Origin of the sequence: Streptomyces sp. NPDC006624, from assembly GCF_040611555.1 — a bacterium.
In the GTDB taxonomy this organism is placed as follows: domain Bacteria; phylum Actinomycetota; class Actinomycetes; order Streptomycetales; family Streptomycetaceae; genus Streptomyces.
In genome coordinates, this window is sequence record NZ_JBEXOM010000012.1 from 181,859 (window position 1) to 198,853 (window position 16,995).

A 16,995-nucleotide genomic window follows, 5' to 3' on the forward strand; every position below is an offset into this window, starting at 1 on the left:
GTCGCCCAGCAAGGGTGCGGGAGACGCCGGGGGTGGAGGGGACAGGCCGAGGACAGTGGCGGGGACAGGGTGAGATCGGTGGAGGGGACAGGCCGAGGACAGTGGCGGGGACAGGGTGAGATCGGTGGAGGGGACAGGCCGAGGACAGTGGCGGGGACAGGGCGAGATCAGTGACGGGGCCGGGGCGCGTGGAGAGAGCGGCCCCGGTCAGTCGCCCCCGCCCGGCACGCACCCCTGCTTCCGCAGCACCCCCGCCACGTCCGGTGCCTCGTAGTGCTCGCCCTTGAGGACCTTGCCGTCCTCCCTGCGGGACACCGACCCGTCCGGGCCGATCTTGGTCATGTTGGAGCGGTGGATCTCGGCGAGCACGGCGTCGAGGTCGATGCCGTGCACCAGGGCCGTGCCGTAGGCGACGTAGACCACGTCCGCCAGCTCGTGCGCGAGCCGGTCGAGCGGGCCCGTCACCGACACCTCGGCGACCTCCGCGGCCTCCTCAGCCAGCAGTTCGCCGCGGTGGGCGGCGAGTTCCGGGGAGACCTCCGTCGGAGTGCTGCGGGCGTCCAGGCCGAACGCGAGGTGGAATGCACGGACCAGGTCGGCGGGCGAGGAGCTCATGGGGCCGACTGTAGTGGCGGCCACTGACACTCCCCCCGCCCCCACCTGTGACCCCCGCCCTGGTCAGAGGGGCCCCACGCCTGGCAGGATCGCGCGCATGTCCAGGACGTTCCCCCCGATCGGCAGGCAGCGGGCCCTGCAGGGCGGCACCGCCGCTCTCGTGGTCCTCGGGCTCCTGCTGTGGTGGCTGCGCCCCTGGGCGGAGGAGCCCCCGTCCGGGACGGTCACCATCAGCACGGGCACGCGCGCGGGGGTCTACCACGAGTACGGCGAACTCCTCAGCAACGCCATCGACAAGGACATGCCCGACCTGCGGGTACGGCTGCTGACCACGGCCGGCTCGCAGGAGAACGTCTCGGACGTGGCGACGGGCAAGGCCGACTTCGCGATCGCCGCCGCCGACGCGATCGCCACGTACAAGCTCGACAACAGCCCCGGCGCCGACCGGCTGCGCGGGGTCGCCCGCCTGTACGACGACTATGTGCAGCTCGTCGTGTCGCCGGACTCGGACATCCACTCCGTCGCGGACCTGCGGGGCAAGCGCGTGGCCATAGGGCTGCCGAACTCCGGCGTGCGGCTGATCGCGAACGGCGTGCTCAAGGCGGCCGGCATCGATCCGGAGAAGGACATCACGCCTGCGTCGGACGGCATCGACACCGGGCCCCGGCGCCTCGGTCGCGGCCTCGACGCGTTCTTCTGGTCGGGCGGGCTGCCCACGGACGGGCTCAGCCGGGTGGCCAAGACGTCGGCGTCGGCGTTCCGGTTCGTGCCGATCGACGCCCGCCTCGTGGCCAAGCTGCACGAGCAGGGCGGCGCCACGCGCTACTACCGCGCCACGAAGATGCCGGAGTCGGCCTACCCCACCATCCAGCGCGGCGAGCCGGTGCCCACCCTGGCGGTGTCCAACGTGCTGATCACGCGCAGCGACCTCGATCCACGGCTCACCGAGTGGCTGACCCGGACGGTGATCGACAGCCGGGACGGCATCGGCCGGTCCGTCCACTCCGCGCAACTGGTCGACGTCCGTACGGCCATCTACACGGACCCGCTGCAGCTGCACGCGGGGGCTCAGCGCTACTACCAGTCGGTCAAGCCGTAGCGCCGGAGCCCGCTGATCCTGGTGATCGAGGGTGATCCCGGTAGTGGAGGGTGATCCCGGTAGTGGAGGGTGACGCCGGGGTCGAAGGGTGACGCCCGTGGTCGAGGGTGACGCCGGTGGTCAAGGGTGTGACGCCCGTGGTCGAGGGTGACGCCGGTAGTCAAGGGTGGCGCCGGTGGTCGAGGGCGATCACGGCAAGCCCGGCTTCAGGCCGCCGACGCCGACCTGGGCACCCGTACCGTCACCCGCAGCCCGTGCGGCTCGTGATGGCCGTACGTGATCGAACCGCCGCCCGCCGCGAGCAGCGCCCGCGAGATGGACAGCCCCAGGCCCGAGCCCTTGACGTTCTGGTGGCGGCCGCTGCGCCAGAAACGGTCGCCGATGCGGGCCAGCTCGTCGTCGGTGAGGCCGGGGCCGTGATCGGCGACGACCACGGTGGAGGAGTCCCCGTTCGAGGCGACGCTCACCTCGACGGTCCCGTCCTCGGGCGTGAACTTCACGGCGTTGTCGATGATCGCGTCCAGCGCGCTGGACAGGGCGATCGGGTCGGCCCAGCCGGTCGTCGGCGGGCAGTCGCCGACCAGGCGCACGCCCTTGGCCTCGGCGGTCGGGGTCCAGGCCGCGAGGCGTTCGGCGGCGAGCGCGCCGATGTCCGTGATCCTCAGATCCGCCTCGGTGTGCTCGGCCAGCGCCAGGTCCAGCAGGTCGTCGAGGACCTGGGCGAGACGCTTGCCCTCGGCCTGGACGGAGGCGATCTCCTTGTTGCCCTCGGGCAGCTCGAAGGAGAGCAGCTCGATGCGCAGCAGCAGCGCCGCGAGCGGGTTGCGCAGCTGGTGCGAGGCGTCGGCGACGAAGGCGCGCTGCTGCTCCAGGACGTCCTCGACGTTGTCGGCCATCTCGTTGAACGACCGGGCCAGACGCTGGAGTTCCGGCGGGCCACCCGCGGCCGCGACCCGCGACTTGAGCCGCCCGGTGGCGATGTCGTGCGTGGTGGCGTCCAGGATCCGTACGGGCTTGAGCACCCAGCCGGTCAGCCGGAGGGCGGCGCCCACGGCCAGCAGCATCGCGGCGAACTCGCCCGCGCCGATCACCAGCCAGCCCTGCAGCGTGCGCGAGCGCATCTGCCCGGTGGGCGAGTCGGTGACGACGACCGCGACGACGTCACCGTCCCGGATGACCGGCGAGGCCACCACGAGGTTGCGGCGCTGCCACGGCCACACCTGCTGCGGGTCGTGGCTGCGGCGGCTGAGCAGGGCCTCGGCGAAGGCGTCACGCACCTCGCCGTCCTTCGGCAGGGCCCAGCGGGCGGGTGCCCTGGCCATGGCACTGCCGTTGCGGTAGAAGACACCGGCGCGGATGCCGTAGACCTCGTGGTAGCTGCGGAGTTCGCTGCTGAGGGTGGCCAGACGCTCGTTCTCGAAGGCCTCGGCGGCGGCGTCCGGCGAGTCGGTGACGAAGCCGGCGAGGGCTGCGAAGCGCGCGGTGTCGTCGATGCGGTCGACGACGACCTTCTGCTGCTGGGCGCCGGCCGTGCTGACCGCGAGCGGCACGCCGAGCGCGAGCAGTACGGCCGCCATCAGGATGATCAGCAGCGGGAGCAGACGAGTGCGCACCCGGCCCCGCTATCCGGCAGGCGCGACGAGCCGGTATCCGACTCCGCGGACGGTCTCGATGAGGGCGGGCATCCGCAGCTTCGCGCGCAGGGACGCCACATGCACCTCGAGGGTGCGCCCCGTTCCCTCCCAGCTGGTCTGCCACACCTCACTGATGATCTGCTCCCGGCGGAAGACCACCCCGGGCCGCTGCGCCAGCAGGGCCAGCAGATCGAACTCCTTGCGGGTCAGCTGCACGACCGACCCGTCCACGCTGACCCGGCGGGTGGGCAGCTCGATGTGCATCGCGCCGAGCCGCAGCTCGGTCTCGATGCCGCTGGAGGTGTCCTCGTGGGAGGTGCGCCGGCTCACCGCGTGGATGCGGGCGAGCAGCTCCCCCGTGTCGTAGGGCTTCACCACGTAGTCGTCGGCACCGAGGTTGAGGCCGTGGATGCGTGAGCGCACGTCGGAGCGGGCGGTCACCATGATCACCGGGGTGCTGGTGCGCTTGCGGATCTTGCCGCAGACCTCGTAGCCGTCCTGGTCGGGCAGGCCGAGGTCGAGGAGGACGACGCCGAAGCCGTCGACCTCGGGCACCAGGGCCTGGAGGGCCTCCTCACCGCTGCGCGCGTGCGTGACGTCGAACCCGTGCCGCGCCAGTACCGCCGACAGGGCAGCGGCGACGTGGTTGTCGTCCTCGACGAGCAGCAGTCTCACCCGGGCCCCCTTCGGTTCACTGGCCGTACGATCTGGAGAGGTACAAGACGCGTGCACACGCGCGTGCGCACTGTGCAGTCACGCTGATGGATGAGGACGGCGTCAAGAGGGTTCCGGTTGCTGACGACTTCCGTTATCCGGCCGATATGAGCGCTGCTCATAAGTGCTACGACATGTGTCCGATTGCTATCGGATCGTGATGCTCAGATTCCCCTCAGATGTAATGACGCAGGTCGTGGAGGGTAACTACTGTCCTCCGAAACCGAGGAGGACGGAGCCTGAGAGCGATGACCGAAGTATCGGTGGCCAAGGAAGATGTGGCCGCGACCGGCGAACTGGTCGTCCTGAAGAGCGTCAACAAGCACTTCGGCGCGTTGCACGTACTCCAGGACATCGACCTGACGATCGCCCGCGGCGAAGTCGTCGTGGTCATCGGACCCTCCGGGTCCGGAAAGTCCACCCTGTGCCGCACCATCAACCGCCTGGAGACGATCGACTCGGGCGCGATCACGATCGACGGCAAGCCCCTGCCTGCCGAGGGCAGGGAACTGGCCCGGCTGCGGGCCGACGTCGGCATGGTCTTCCAGTCCTTCAACCTCTTCGCGCACAAGACCGTGCTCGAGAACGTGATGCTCGGCCAGATCAAGGTCCGCAAGAAGGACAAGAAGGCGGCCGAGGAGCGGGCCCGGGCCCTGCTGGACCGGGTCGGCGTGGCCGCCCAGGCCGAGAAGTACCCGGCACAGCTCTCCGGCGGCCAGCAGCAGCGCGTCGCGATCGCGCGTGCCCTGGCCATGGAGCCGAAGGTCATGCTCTTCGACGAGCCGACCTCCGCGCTCGACCCCGAGATGATCAACGAGGTGCTGGAGGTCATGCAGCAGCTCGCCCGCGACGGTATGACCATGATCGTCGTCACCCACGAGATGGGTTTCGCACGATCTGCGGCGAACCGCGTGGTGTTCATGGCGGACGGCCGAATCGTCGAGGAGGCTGCGCCCGACCAGTTCTTCAGCAATCCGCGCAGCGACCGTGCCAAGGACTTCCTGTCGAAGATCCTGCACCACTGACGGCGCGGGTCGCTTTGGACGCGACCACGCCGCCCGCCCCTTGAGGGTCCGCATCTCCTTCACCAGCCAAAGGATGTTCACCATGAAGCTCCGCAAGGTCACCGCCGCCTCGGCCACCGTCTTCGCTCTCGCCCTGACCGCCACGGCGTGCGGCGGCGACAGCAACGACGAGGGCGGTTCCGGCTCCGGCGGCAAGACGATCACCGTCGGCATCAAGTTCGACCAGCCCGGCCTGGGCCAGAAGACGCCGCAGGGCTACTCCGGCTTCGACGTCGACGTCGCCACCTACGTGGCCAAGAAGCTCGGTTACAGCGAGGACCAGATCGAGTGGAAGGAAGCGAAGAGCGCCGACCGCGAGACCATGCTGCAGCGCGGTGACGTCGACTTCATCGCCGCGACCTACTCGATCACCCCCGAGCGCCAGGAGAAGGTCGACTTCGCCGGCCCGTACCTGCTGGCCCACCAGGACGTGCTGGTCCGCGCCGACGACAACTCGATCAAGTCGCCGGCCGACCTCAACAACAAGAAGCTCTGCTCGGTGACCGGCTCCACCTCGGCGCAGAACGTCAAGGAGAAGCTGGCCCCCAAGGCCGACCTCCAGCAGTACCCGACGTACTCGGCCTGTCTGAGCGGTCTGCAGAACAAGGCCATCGACGCCCTCACCACCGACGACTCGATCCTCGCCGGTTACGCCGCCCAGGCCCAGTTCAAGGGCAAGTTCAAGCTCGGCGGCTTCAAGATGACCAACGAGAACTACGGCATCGGCGTCAAGAAGGGCAGCGACCTCAAGGACAAGATCAACAAGGCCCTCGAGGACATGGTCGCCGACAAGGCCTGGCAGGAGGCCGTGAACAAGAACCTCGGCCCGGCCAACTACAAGAACGAGCCCGCGCCGAAGATCGGCGACATCAAGAGCTGACGCAACGGCTGAGGCAAAGCCTGACGGGTGCGCCGCCCTCCGGGGCGGCGCACCGGGGCATCGGCATCCCTATACGCGGAAGCGCGGGAGATCGTGTTCGACTTTCTGAGTGACTACGACATCCTGGGAGCCTTCTGGACGACGGTGCAGCTCGCCCTGCTCTCGGCCGTCGGCTCCCTGATCTGGGGCACCCTGCTGGCCGCCATGCGCGTCGGCCCGGTGCCGTTGATGCGCGGTTTCGGGACCGCCTACGTGAACATCGTGCGGAACATCCCGCTGACCGTGATCATCCTGTTCACCTCGCTGGGCCTGTACCAGACCCTGCAGATCAACCTGGGCGCCGACAGGTCGGACACGGCCAACTTCCGGCTCGCCGTCCTCGGCCTGATCATCTACACCTCCGCATTCGTGTGCGAGGCCCTGCGCTCCGGCATCAACACGGTGCCGGTCGGGCAGGCGGAGGCGGCCCGCGCCATCGGCCTGAGCTTCTCGCAGGTGCTGCGGCTGGTCGTGCTTCCCCAGGCCTTCCGCTCGGCCGTCGGTCCGCTGACGAACGTGCTGATCGCCCTGACGAAGAACACCACGGTGGCCGCGGCGATCGGTGTGGCGGAAGCGGCGTTGCTGATGAAGGAGATGATCGAGAACGAGGCCCAGCTGCTGCTGATCTCGGCGATCTTCGCCTTCGGTTTCGTGGTGCTGACGCTGCCGACCGGTCTGATCCTCGGCTGGGTGGGCAAGAAGGTGGCGGTGAAGCGATGAGTTCCGTTCTCTACGATGCCCAGGGCCCCCGTGCCAAGCGGCGCAACATCCTGTTCACGGTTCTCTTCCTGGTGGCTTCCGCCGCGGTGCTGTGGTGGCTGTTCAGCACCCTCGAGGAAAAGGGCCAGCTCGAGTGGGTGCTGTGGAAGCCGTTCTTCACCAGCGCCGAGCCTTGGTCGACCTACATCTGGCCGGGCCTGCTGAACACGCTGAAGGCCGCGGCGCTCGCCATGATCATCGCGTTGCCGCTGGGCGCGGTCTTCGGCATCGCCCGCCTGTCGGAGCATGCCTGGATCCGGGTGCCCGCCGGAGTCGTGGTCGAGTTCTTCCGTGCCATTCCCGTGCTGATCCTGATGATCTTCGGGCTCGCGCTGTTCGCCGAGTACACCAACGTCTCGTCCGACGACCGTCCGCTGTACGCGGTCGTTACGGGCCTGGTGCTGTACAATGCCTCGGTCCTCGCCGAGATCGTCCGCGCCGGCATCCTGTCCCTGCCCAAGGGCCAGTCCGAGGCGGCCATGGCGATCGGTTTGCGCAAGAACCAGGAGATGCGGCTCATCCTGCTGCCGCAGGCGGTCACCGCGATGCTGCCGGCCATCGTCAGCCAGATGGTCGTGATCGTGAAGGACACCGCTCTCGGCGGCGCCGTCCTCACCTTCCCCGAACTGCTCGCGTCGGCGAGCACGATGGCCGGCTACTACGGCGCCAACGTCATCGCCAGCTACACCGTCGTGGCCGTGGTCTTCATCGCCCTCAACTTCGCCCTCACCTCCTTCGCGAGCTGGCTGGAGCAGCGTCTGCGCCAGGCGAAGAAGTCGACCGGCGCGGTCGTGGGCGCCGAAGACCTGGCGACCGGTAAGGCCGACTGAACCGTCACCTGACACTCGGTCACCTCGCGTAACGACCTCAGGGGCAGTGGCATGATCGCCACTGCCCCTGATCACTTGACGCAAGCACCGGCAATAGGTTGCATACGTTCTGTGATCGTGCACCCTGCTCCGACTTCGTGTTCACCTACGTCCCTCAGGACAACACCACGGGCAGGGGGCGCGGCGCCGTGGATCCGGTGATCATCGTCGGAGCCGGGCCCATCGGGCTCACGCTCGCCCTGGCTCTGGCCCGTCAGGAAGTGCCCTGCGTCGTCCTCGACGAGGGCCCGGGCAAGGACGAACCCCGCGCCTCGCGCACCGTCGTCCTGCGCGAGGAGACCGCCGCGCTCGTGGAACGCCTGACCGGCGTGCCGCTGGACGAGTTCGGTGCGCAATGGGCCGGATGGCGGTCCGTACGGCGCAAGCAGGTGATGCGCGAGGTCTTTTTCGACGGCACCGAGCCGATCCCGCTGCACATCGCCCAGCACGTCCTGACCGGCCTCCTGCGTTCGGCTCTCGCGGGCGAGAAACTCGTCAAGATCGCCGTGGAGAGCCGCCTCGACGGCATCGAGCAGGAGCCCTCCGGCGTCACCGCCCACACCCGCGGCCCCAAAGGCACCTGGTGGCGCGGCAGTTATCTCGTCGGCTGCGACGGCCCCCGCTCGACCGTGCGCAAACTGCAGGACATCCGCTTCCCCGGCCGTACCGCGGTGGAACGTCACGCCGTGGCGGCCCTCCGAACCGAACTGCCCTGGCCCCACGAGGCGTTGCTGCACCGGATGCCTCCCTGGCGCATGTCGGGCCCCTCCGCCGGCGAAGTCACCGCACGTCCCCTGCCGGACGGCGTCTGGCGTCTGGACTGGCTGCTGCCGCCCGGCAAGGACCTCGTCACCCCCGAACTGCTGATCACCCGCATCCGCGAGACCCTGGCCGGCTGGTGCGGCGGCACGACCCCGCCCTACGAACTCCTGGACACCGGCGTCCACACGGTCCACCACCGGCTGGCCCGGCGCTGGCGCGCCGACCGCGTGTTCCTCGCCGGGGACGCCGCCCACCTGCTCGGCGCACTGGGCACGCACGGGCTGGACGAAGGACTCCGGGACGCCGACAACCTCGCCTGGAAACTGGCCCTGGCCTGGCACCACGGACCGCACGAAGGGCTCCTCGACAGCTACCAGACCGAGCGGCGGGCGGTCGTCGCCGCCCGGCTCCGCGCCGCCGACCAAGCGCTGCCACTGCTGCGCGGCGGCAAGGGCCTGCGCTCCTACGTCCCCGGCTCGTCCCGGAGCCACGACACCCTCCTCGCGGACGGTCACCTGGGGCAGGGCCAGCTCGGAGCGCCGGGGGCGTACGCCGACTCACCGCTCGCGCCCCCGCATCTCGAAGGAGAAGTGCCGGTCGACACCCCGCCCGGATCGCAGGTCACGGACGTCCGGGTCACCGCGGAGGACGGCACCTTCGTACGGCTGCGGGACCGGCTCGGACGGGGCGCCCTGCTCGTGGTGCTGATCGCGCCGGGCACGGGTGTGTGGGAACGCAAGCACTGGGCCCACGCCGGCATCATGCCCCGGCTCGCCACCGCGGTCACGGCACTTCCCCATCCCGCCGAACTGCTGGTCGCCGAGAGCTACCCGGGCGCGGCCGCGCACACGGTGCTCCTGGTGCGCCCCGACGGGCACCTCGTCACCGCCCTCGGCGGAGTGCGCCCGGAGGATCTGTACACGGCGGCCGAGGCCGCGATGGGCGGCACGAAAAAGACGGAGGCCGAAGCCGGCGCATCGGCGAGCTGACACCGGCGCCGGTGCCGACACCGCCACCGCCACCGACTCCGACTCCGACTCCGACTCCGACTCCGACACCTCGAACGACGTGCTCTCTGTCACCGTGCGTCCGCATGGTGACAGTGAGTTGACCGCTCCAGGCGCTCATGGTCTACTCCGGAACGTGACCGACACCTGTGTGCGCCTGTGGCGGAGGGTCCATATGGACCTCCTCCGCTATGCGGGCTGCGTGTGTCGCCCGTCCTGCTGACTTCGCATCTCCCTCTCCCCTGTGCGCGCGCCACGCTGTGTCCGCGTCGGCAGCCGCGCCTCTTTCGCGAACCATCATCAGGATCAGGACCTTCAGGACGGCACCCGTGTCCCTCTCCCCTTCCGCGAGCCCTTCTTCCTCCCCGCGTCCCTCCGTCTCCCCGGCCCGCCCGGCCCCGACGCAAGCCGACCTCCACGACTTCGTGCGGCGCGCGGCGGCCGACACCGAACTGATCTCCTCACTGCCGCTCGACCCGGAGGGCCGCACCTGGGTGCGTCTCGACGGCCCGGGCGGCAGCGAGGCCTGGCTGATCGGCTGGCCACCCGGCACGGGCACCGGCTGGCACGACCACGCCGACTCCGTGGGCGCCTTCCAGACCGCGTCGGGCGAGCTGAAGGAGAACTCGCTCGCCGCACGGCTGCCCACCGACGGCTGGAAGACCCTGGAACTCTCCGAAGGAGTGGACCGCACACGGCTGCTCCCGGCGGGGCGGGGCCGCACCTTCGGCCGGCACCACGTCCACGAGGTGCTCAACGAGTCGCCCGACCGGCACGCGATCTCCGTCCACGCCTACTATCCGCCCCTGCCGCAGATCCGCCGCTACAGCCGCAGCGGCCCGATCCTGCGCCTCGAGCAAGTGGAACGGCCGGAGGACTGGCAGTGAGCGCCACGCACGAACCGGCGAACGGTGAGGCCCAACCTCCCGTCGGCATCGACGAGTTGCTGGAACGAGTACGCGCGGAGTACGTGCGGATCGGCCCGCAGGAGGCGTACGAAGCCGCCCGGGCCGGTGACGCACTGCTGGTGGACATCCGCTACGCCGCACTGCGGGACCGGGACGGCCTCATCCCGGGCGCCGTCGTCGTCGAGCGCAACGAACTGGAGTGGCGCCTCGACCCCCAGGGCAGCCACCGCCTCCCCGAGGCCACCAGCCATGCGCTGCGCATCGTCGTGATCTGCAACGAGGGGTACGCCTCCAGCCTGGCGGTCCAGTCGCTGCGCCGGCTGGGGCTGCATCGGGCCACTGATCTGGTCGGGGGGTTCCAGGCCTGGCGGGGGGCGGGGTTGCCGGTGGGGTGAGGGGTTTTTGGGTGGGGGCTGAGGACGTGTTCGGGCTTGGCGGCGGGGTCTTGGGGGGCCACCCCCTCCCCTCCCCCTCCCTCCCCACCCCCGGTGCCCCCTCAGCCCAGCTCCCCCAGAACCCCTCGTCCCCCTCAGAACCCCTCGTCCCCCAGGAACTCCGTGTCCTCCCCCTCTTCCTCCAACGCCTGGCGGACCACCCGCAGGGCCATGCCCTCGGGATAGCCCTTGCGGGCGAGCATGCCTGCGAGGCGGCGGAGGCGCTTGTCGCGGTCGAGGCCGCGGGTGGAGCGGAGCTTGCGGGCGACGAGTTCACGCGCGGTCGCCTCTTCCTGCTCGGAGTCGAGCTGGGAGACGGCCTCGTCGATCAGCGTGGAATCGACGCCCTTGGTACGCAGTTCCCGGGCGAGCGCACGCCGGGCCAGTCCTCGTCCGTGGTGACGGGACTCCACCCAGGCGTCCGCGAAAGCGCCGTCGTTGATCAGGCCGACCTCTTCGAACCTCGACAACACCTCCTCGGCGGCGTCGTCCGGAATCTGCCGCTTGCGCAGCGCGTCGGCGAGTTGCTTGCGCGTCCGCGGGGTCCCGGTCAGCAGGCGCAGGCAGATCGCCCGAGCCTGCTCGACCGGGTCCCCCGGAGGCGCCTCCTGCTCGGCCCTCGACAAAGAGAGGGCACCTCCGTCCTGTGGATCAGCGGCGTCTTCGAACCCTCGCCGACGCCGCCCACGCCCGCGACGCGCCCCGCCGCCACGCGAGTCACCTCCGGGCGAGCCTTCCGAGCCTCCCGCGGACGTGCTTTCCGAGCAGTCCCTGGCGGTGCTTCCCGAGCCGCCTCCGAGTGAGCCTCCTCCGTATTGCTCTCCGTACGGCTCTCCGCGCAGCCGCCCTCCGTTCGGCTCGTCGTCCCCGTACAGCCTGTCGCCCCGGTACAGCCCGTCGCCCCCGTACGCGTCCTCACCGCCCACGGCCGAGTCCGTATCGCCTCCGGTGGCCCTCCCCCGCGGGATGCCGGAGGCGGCGTGCTCGTACTCCGCCCAGTCGGTTCGTCGTGTCACGGGTCAGCTCTTGGCTGCGGCGGCCTTGGACTTGCTGGTCTTGGCCGCTGCCGGAGCGGGGACGGCGGGCGCCGCGTCGGCCGGAGCGGAGACCGCGGCGTCCGTGCCGGGCTCGGCGGCCGGCTCCTCGGGACGCACGCCGACGCCCAGCTTCTCCTTGATCTTCTTCTCGATCTCGTTGGCCAGGTCGGGGTTGTCCTTGAGGAAGTTGCGCGCGTTCTCCTTGCCCTGACCGAGCTGGTCGCCCTCGTACGTGTACCAGGCGCCGGCCTTGCGGACGAAGCCGTGCTCCACGCCCATGTCGATCAGGCCGCCCTCACGGCTGATGCCCTGGCCGTAGAGGATGTCGAACTCGGCCTGCTTGAAGGGCGGCGCGACCTTGTTCTTGACGACCTTGCAGCGGGTGCGGTTGCCGACCGCCTCGGTGCCGTCCTTCAGGGTCTCGATGCGGCGGATGTCGATGCGCACCGAGGCGTAGAACTTGAGCGCCCGGCCACCGGTCGTGGTCTCCGGGGAGCCGAACATGACGCCGATCTTCTCGCGGAGCTGGTTGATGAAGATGGCCGTGGTCTTGGACTGGTTGAGCGCGCTGGTGATCTTCCGCAGGGCCTGGCTCATGAGGCGGGCCTGCAGACCGACGTGGCTGTCGCCCATCTCGCCCTCGATCTCCGCGCGCGGCACGAGCGCGGCGACGGAGTCGATGACGATGAGGTCGAGGGCGCCGGAGCGGACCAGCATGTCCACGATCTCCAGGGCCTGCTCACCGTTGTCGGGCTGGGAGAGGATGAGGTTGTCGATGTCGACGCCGAGCTTCTTGGCGTACTCGGGGTCGAGGGCGTGCTCCGCGTCGACGAAGGCGACCTGGCCGCCGGCCTTCTGCGCGTTCGCCACCGCGTGCAGGGTGAGGGTGGTCTTACCGGAGGACTCCGGTCCGTAGATCTCGACGACACGGCCGCGGGGCAGGCCGCCCACGCCGAGGGCCACGTCGAGGGCGGTGGATCCGGTCGAGATGACCTCGATGGGCTCGTTGGTGCGGTCGCCCATGCGCATGACCGCGCCCTTGCCGAATTGCCGTTCAATCTGTGCGAGTGCGGCATCCAGGGCCTTCTCGCGGTCGGTTCCTGCCATGGGTTCCACCCGATTTGCTTGAGTCGATCGCTTCACGTCAAAGACGCTAACGCCTGCCACTGACAATGCGCCTCGACGCACCTCCGGCCTGTGGATAACTCGGGCGCTTCTCTACCCAAACTATGTCGAATCGCCCGCCGTTGAGCCGCGCCGGAGACTCCATAAGAATGGATGTTCGATTTTGGTGTCAAGCGCACCACTCGGCACCTCCGGTGACAGGGTTCGCCGGTGTCCCGGCACCAGTGGACGGCAGCCGGCAGCGGACGGCAGCGATCCGCGTGTCCACAGCGCTGAAGCGGAGCTCAGGGCTCACCCCGCCCGGGCGGCCCGCAGAGGCACCTCTACTTGGAACCCGACCCAGATCCCGAGCCAGAGCCGGAGTCCGAGTCGGAGCCAGATCCCGGGCCGTGGCTCGGGCCCGGCCCGGAACCGGACCCGAGGTCGCCGCCTCCGGGCCGCTCCTGGCCCTGCTTCCGCAGCGCCCACAGCACTCGCGCGCGCGAGACCAGCCCTGGCCCCTCCCCACGCCGGTGATGCCCGTGCACCCGGGGGTCGTCCGTGACGTCGTACCGCCTCACGTACGCCCCCAGGAAGGCCTGCAGCGTCGCGACGGCGGGGATGGCGATCAGCGCGCCGACGGCGCCGAGGAGTGCGGTGCCCGCGATGACCGAGCCGAAGGCGACCGCGGGGTGGATGTCGACGGTCTTCGAGGTCAGCTTGGGCTGCAGCACGTAGTTCTCGAACTGCTGGTAGATCACGACGAAGATCAGCACCCACAGCGCGTACCAGGGGTCCACCGTGAACGCGATCAGCATGGGCAGCGCGCCCGCGAGGTACGTGCCGATGGTCGGGATGAACTGGGACACCAGTCCCACCCACACGGCGAGCACGGGCGCGTAGGGCACGTCGAGGAACTGCAGCAGGACGAAGTGGGCTATGCCGGAGATCAGCGCCATCAGGCCGCGCGAGTAGAGGTAGCCGCCGGTCTTGTTGACGGCGATCTCCCAGGCGCGCAGCACCTCGGCCTGCCGGGCGGGCGGCAGGACGGAGCAGATCGTGCGTCGCAGCCGGGGGCCGTCGGCGGCGAAGTAGAACGAGAACAGCGCGACCGTCAGCAGCTGGAAGAGGCCTCCGATGACCTGGGCGGAGACGTCCAGGACGCCCGTGGCGCTGTTCTGCACGTAGTTGCGCAGCCAGTCGGAGCGGAGCAGGCCCTCCTGGATGTCGACGCGCTTCAGGTCGGTCTTGAAGTGTGTGTTGATCCAGTTGATGACGGAGTCGAGGTACTCGGGGAAGCCCTCGATCAACTTGATGATCTGGTCCGCGAGGACGGTCCCGAGGAGGGTGACGAAGCCCGCCGCCGTGATCATCACGCCGATGAAGACGACGAACGCGGCGAAGCCCCGGCGGATTCCGCGCGAGGCCATCCAGCTCACCGCAGGTTCGATGGCGAGGGCCAGGAAGAACGCGATGAGGATGTTGGTCAGCAGGCCGGTGAGCTGGTGGAACGCCCAACTGCCCAGCTGGAAGAGGGCGACGAGCGTGAGCGCCAGCACCATGGCGCGCGGCAGCCAGCGCGGCATGCGGCCGTTCGGCCCGGCCCCGCCTGCCGGGGGCTGGGCGGGCGGTGTCGAACCGAACGGGGATGACTGCTGGGTTGTCTGCCCGGTCTCGTCAGTGGATGTCACGCGCCAAGTCTCACCCACGCCACCGACAGCCGTCTGCCCGCCTGGGACCTTCGTGACCGGCCGACGATCCGCGCGGCCGTCCGGCGGCGTTCGGCGGCGGTGGTCAGCGCCTCTCCCGGGGCACGTCCATCACCGCGCAGACCACCTGCCAGACGTCCTTGGCGGACCAGCCGGCGTCCAGCGCCTCGTGCACGGTGCGCCCGTCGAGCTCGGACATCACGTGGTCGCGCGCGAAGGTGTCGGCGTAGCCCGGACCGAAGTGCTCCGCCATCCGCTCCCAGAAGACCGTCAACCGCATGACTCCAGTATCCCGCCCCTGGGTGTGGGCCTGGGCCGGGACCGCCTGCGACGGTCCTTTGCGCCCTACGGTCTGACCCATGGCCGATTCAGGAGCACCCGTACTCCCCCCGACGTCCCCGCCGTCCCCGCCGCACACGCCCGTCGCGCGCGCCGAGCGCTTCGTCTGGCTCACCGCGCGCGTGCTGGAGCAACACCTCTTCGCCCATCACTTCCGGGGTGCCTCCGCCGACCCGGTGGAGACCGCTCTGGACGCCTACCGCAACGCGGACGGCGGGTACGGCCACGGCCTGGAGCCGGATCTGCGCGGCCCGGTCAGCCAGCCGCTGCACACCGCCCACGCCCTGCGCGTGCTGGACGCCGTGGGACGCTGCGCCGGCCAGCGCGTGGAACGCATGTGCCGCTACCTGACGTCCGTGTCCACGGCGGACGGCGCGCTCCCGGCGGTCCACCCGAGCCAGCGCGGCTATCCGACGGCGCCTTTCGTGCCGGTGGTGGACGACCCGCCGAGCGAGTTGCTGGCCACCGGGCCGGTGGTCGGGCTGCTGCACCGCAACGAGGTGTGGCACGCCTGGCTCTTCAGGGCCACGGACTTCTGCTGGCAGGCGGTGGAGTCCCTGGAGACGTCGCACCCCTACGAGGTCGAGGCGGCCGTGGCGTTCCTGGACTCCGCGCCCGACCGCCCGCGCGCGGAGGCGGCCGCCGACCGGCTGGGCCGCCTGGTGCGCGCGCAGCGCCTCGCCGCCCTGGACCCCGGCGGCCTCGACGCGTATCCGGTCTCCCCGGGCTACGCCCCGGGCGAGCACCACTTCCCGCACGACTACGCGAGGACACCGCAGTCGCTGGCGCGCGCGTGGTTCTCGGACGAGGAGATGGACCGCTCCCTGGACCATCTCGCGGCGCAGCAGCAGGAGGACGGCGGCTGGCCGGTGCGCTGGCGCCACTGGGCGCCGGTCCCCGCGTCGGAGTCCCGTCCGGTGGTGACGATCGAGGCGCTGCGCACGCTCGGTGCGTACGGGCGGCGGATCGGCTGATCACCCGCCCATGGCCCGCACCCCGGCGGTCACCAGCACTGCCGCAGCGACCACGAGCAGGAACGGCGCGCGCAGCAGCAGCGCCACGGCGGCGGCGGCGAGTCCGGCCGCTCGCGCGTCGAGCAGCAGTGTCTGCCCGTGGGCGAAGGTCTGCTGGGCGGTGAGGGCCGCGAGCAGCGCGACGGGCAGCAGGGCGGCGAGGCGCCGGACCACGGGCCGTTCCAGGGCGTTCGCGGGCACCAGCAGACCGGCGAGCTTGACGGCGTAGCACCCGAGGACGGTCGCGCCGATGGCGATCCAGACGTTCACCGTGCCTCCCTCCGGCCCTTGCGACGGCCGTCCGCCCACAGCACGGCCGGTGCCGCCAGCGCGGCGAGCAGCACCGGCACCCCGGCGGGCAGTACGGGCAGCAGTCCGAGTCCCAGCAGCACGGCGAGTGCGGCGACGGCCCGCTCGGTGCCGGTGCGCAGCATCGGTGCGAGCAGTGCGAGGAAGACCGCCGGTCCCGCGGCGTCCAGGCCCCACGCGTCGGTGTCCCCGATGGCCTCGGCGCCCAGGGCACCGAGCAGGGTGGTGAGGTTCCACAGCACGTACAGGCTCAGCCCGGTCACCAGGAAGCCGATCCGTGCGGATCGCCGTGTGGGCTGGGCGAGCGCGACGGCGGCCGTCTCGTCGATGACCCACTGGGCGGCGAACGGCCGCACCGCGCGCGGGAGGGCCAGGATCTGCGACAGCCGCAGCCCGTAGAAGGCGTTCCGCACTCCGAGGAAGAACGCCCCGGCGGCGGCCGTGAACGCGCTGCCCCCGCCCGCGAGTGCGCCCACGAGGGCGAACTGGGAGGCGCCGGTGAAGACGAGGAGGCTGAGCGCGCAGGTCTGGAGCACGGTGAGTCCGCTGCCGGCCGAGGTCACCCCGAAGGCGAACCCGGAGAGCCCCACGGCGACCCCGACGCCGAGGGCGTCCCGCACGACGGCCCTGTCCGCCTTCTCATTCTCACTGGTTTCCGGATCTTGGAGAGCTATCGGTTCTGCCACACCCGGGAACCTAC

The 16,995-nt window shown here is 70.4% G+C and carries 19 protein-coding genes; 10 read left to right on the plus strand and 9 right to left on the minus strand.

What is annotated here, in order from left to right:
- Positions 1 to 207 precede the first annotated feature (207 nt).
- Complete coding sequence (locus tag ABZY20_RS22965) at positions 208 to 615, minus strand: MazG nucleotide pyrophosphohydrolase domain-containing protein (RefSeq protein WP_356443387.1); 408 nt, start codon at positions 613 to 615, stop codon at positions 208 to 210.
- 97 nt (positions 616 to 712) lie between these two features.
- On the opposite strand from ABZY20_RS22965, the gene ABZY20_RS22970 reads away from it, so the two are divergent.
- A complete protein-coding gene (locus ABZY20_RS22970) occupies positions 713 to 1,714 on the plus strand; it encodes a TAXI family TRAP transporter solute-binding subunit (RefSeq protein ID WP_356443388.1) in 1,002 nt (333 codons plus the stop codon).
- 206 nt (positions 1,715 to 1,920) lie between these two features.
- On the opposite strand, the gene ABZY20_RS22975 is transcribed toward ABZY20_RS22970, so the two are convergent.
- Together ABZY20_RS22975 and ABZY20_RS22980 are read right to left on the minus strand one after the other, a co-directional pair.
- Positions 1,921 to 3,327 carry a HAMP domain-containing sensor histidine kinase gene (locus ABZY20_RS22975; RefSeq protein WP_356443389.1) on the minus strand — a complete coding sequence of 469 codons (1,407 nt, stop codon included), beginning with the start codon at positions 3,325 to 3,327 and terminating at the stop codon, positions 1,921 to 1,923.
- 9 nt (positions 3,328 to 3,336) lie between these two features.
- Positions 3,337 to 4,023 (minus strand): response regulator transcription factor, encoded by a 687-nt coding sequence (locus tag ABZY20_RS22980; RefSeq protein WP_356443390.1) that lies wholly within the window; start codon positions 4,021 to 4,023, stop codon positions 3,337 to 3,339.
- Between the two features lie 287 nt (positions 4,024 to 4,310).
- Here ABZY20_RS22980 and ABZY20_RS22985 point away from each other — a divergent pair, with 287 nt between their 5' ends.
- The 8 genes from ABZY20_RS22985 to ABZY20_RS23020 all read left to right on the plus strand — a co-directional run bounded on the left by ABZY20_RS22985 (position 4,311) and on the right by ABZY20_RS23020 (position 10,745).
- Positions 4,311 to 5,087 (plus strand): amino acid ABC transporter ATP-binding protein, encoded by a 777-nt coding sequence (locus tag ABZY20_RS22985; protein WP_356443391.1) that lies wholly within the window; start codon positions 4,311 to 4,313, stop codon positions 5,085 to 5,087.
- Positions 5,088 to 5,169: 82 nt separating this feature from the next.
- A complete protein-coding gene (locus ABZY20_RS22990; RefSeq protein ID WP_356443392.1) occupies positions 5,170 to 6,006 on the plus strand; it encodes a glutamate ABC transporter substrate-binding protein in 837 nt (278 codons plus the stop codon).
- Between the two features lie 93 nt (positions 6,007 to 6,099).
- On the plus strand, positions 6,100 to 6,765 hold the full coding sequence (locus tag ABZY20_RS22995) for an amino acid ABC transporter permease (protein ID WP_356443393.1): 666 nt from the start codon (positions 6,100 to 6,102) through the stop codon (positions 6,763 to 6,765).
- A complete protein-coding gene (locus ABZY20_RS23000) occupies positions 6,762 to 7,634 on the plus strand; it encodes an amino acid ABC transporter permease (protein WP_356443394.1) in 873 nt (290 codons plus the stop codon). Before ABZY20_RS22995 ends, ABZY20_RS23000 begins: the two co-directional genes overlap by 4 nt.
- Positions 7,635 to 7,822: 188 nt before the next feature.
- Positions 7,823 to 9,424, plus strand: coding sequence for an FAD-dependent monooxygenase (locus ABZY20_RS23005; RefSeq protein WP_356443422.1), 1,602 nt, complete (start codon positions 7,823 to 7,825; stop codon positions 9,422 to 9,424).
- 169 nt (positions 9,425 to 9,593) lie between these two features.
- On the plus strand, positions 9,594 to 9,665 hold the full coding sequence (locus ABZY20_RS23010) for a putative leader peptide (protein WP_310851512.1): 72 nt from the start codon (positions 9,594 to 9,596) through the stop codon (positions 9,663 to 9,665).
- A gap of 106 nt (positions 9,666 to 9,771) precedes the next feature.
- Positions 9,772 to 10,329 carry a cysteine dioxygenase gene (locus tag ABZY20_RS23015; RefSeq protein WP_356443395.1) on the plus strand — a complete coding sequence of 186 codons (558 nt, stop codon included), beginning with the start codon at positions 9,772 to 9,774 and terminating at the stop codon, positions 10,327 to 10,329.
- On the plus strand, positions 10,326 to 10,745 hold the full coding sequence (locus tag ABZY20_RS23020) for a rhodanese-like domain-containing protein (RefSeq protein ID WP_356443396.1): 420 nt from the start codon (positions 10,326 to 10,328) through the stop codon (positions 10,743 to 10,745). Before ABZY20_RS23015 ends, ABZY20_RS23020 begins: the two co-directional genes overlap by 4 nt.
- 134 nt (positions 10,746 to 10,879) lie before the next feature.
- Here ABZY20_RS23020 and recX read toward each other — a convergent pair whose 3' ends face one another.
- From recX to ABZY20_RS23040, 4 genes are all read right to left on the minus strand, one after another.
- Positions 10,880 to 11,800 (minus strand): recombination regulator RecX, encoded by a 921-nt coding sequence (gene recX, locus ABZY20_RS23025; protein ID WP_356443397.1) that lies wholly within the window; start codon positions 11,798 to 11,800, stop codon positions 10,880 to 10,882.
- 3 nt (positions 11,801 to 11,803) lie between these two features.
- Positions 11,804 to 12,928 carry a recombinase RecA gene (recA, locus tag ABZY20_RS23030; RefSeq protein WP_356443398.1) on the minus strand — a complete coding sequence of 375 codons (1,125 nt, stop codon included), beginning with the start codon at positions 12,926 to 12,928 and terminating at the stop codon, positions 11,804 to 11,806.
- 341 nt (positions 12,929 to 13,269) lie between these two features.
- Positions 13,270 to 14,616 (minus strand): AI-2E family transporter, encoded by a 1,347-nt coding sequence (locus ABZY20_RS23035; protein WP_356443399.1) that lies wholly within the window; start codon positions 14,614 to 14,616, stop codon positions 13,270 to 13,272.
- A 103-nt stretch (positions 14,617 to 14,719) separates the two neighbouring features.
- On the minus strand, positions 14,720 to 14,914 hold the full coding sequence (locus ABZY20_RS23040) for a DUF3046 domain-containing protein (RefSeq protein WP_356443400.1): 195 nt from the start codon (positions 14,912 to 14,914) through the stop codon (positions 14,720 to 14,722).
- A 79-nt stretch (positions 14,915 to 14,993) separates the two neighbouring features.
- On the opposite strand from ABZY20_RS23040, the gene ABZY20_RS23045 reads away from it, so the two are divergent.
- Positions 14,994 to 15,947, plus strand: coding sequence for a hypothetical protein (locus ABZY20_RS23045; RefSeq protein WP_356443401.1), 954 nt, complete (start codon positions 14,994 to 14,996; stop codon positions 15,945 to 15,947).
- Here ABZY20_RS23045 and ABZY20_RS23050 read toward each other — a convergent pair whose 3' ends face one another.
- Complete coding sequence (locus ABZY20_RS23050; protein WP_356443402.1) at positions 15,948 to 16,256, minus strand: AzlD domain-containing protein; 309 nt, start codon at positions 16,254 to 16,256, stop codon at positions 15,948 to 15,950. It lies immediately after the preceding gene.
- Positions 16,253 to 16,981 (minus strand): AzlC family ABC transporter permease, encoded by a 729-nt coding sequence (locus tag ABZY20_RS23055; RefSeq protein ID WP_356443403.1) that lies wholly within the window; start codon positions 16,979 to 16,981, stop codon positions 16,253 to 16,255. The genes ABZY20_RS23050 and ABZY20_RS23055 overlap by 4 nt, the downstream gene beginning before the upstream one ends.
- Positions 16,982 to 16,995: the final 14 nt, after the last annotated feature.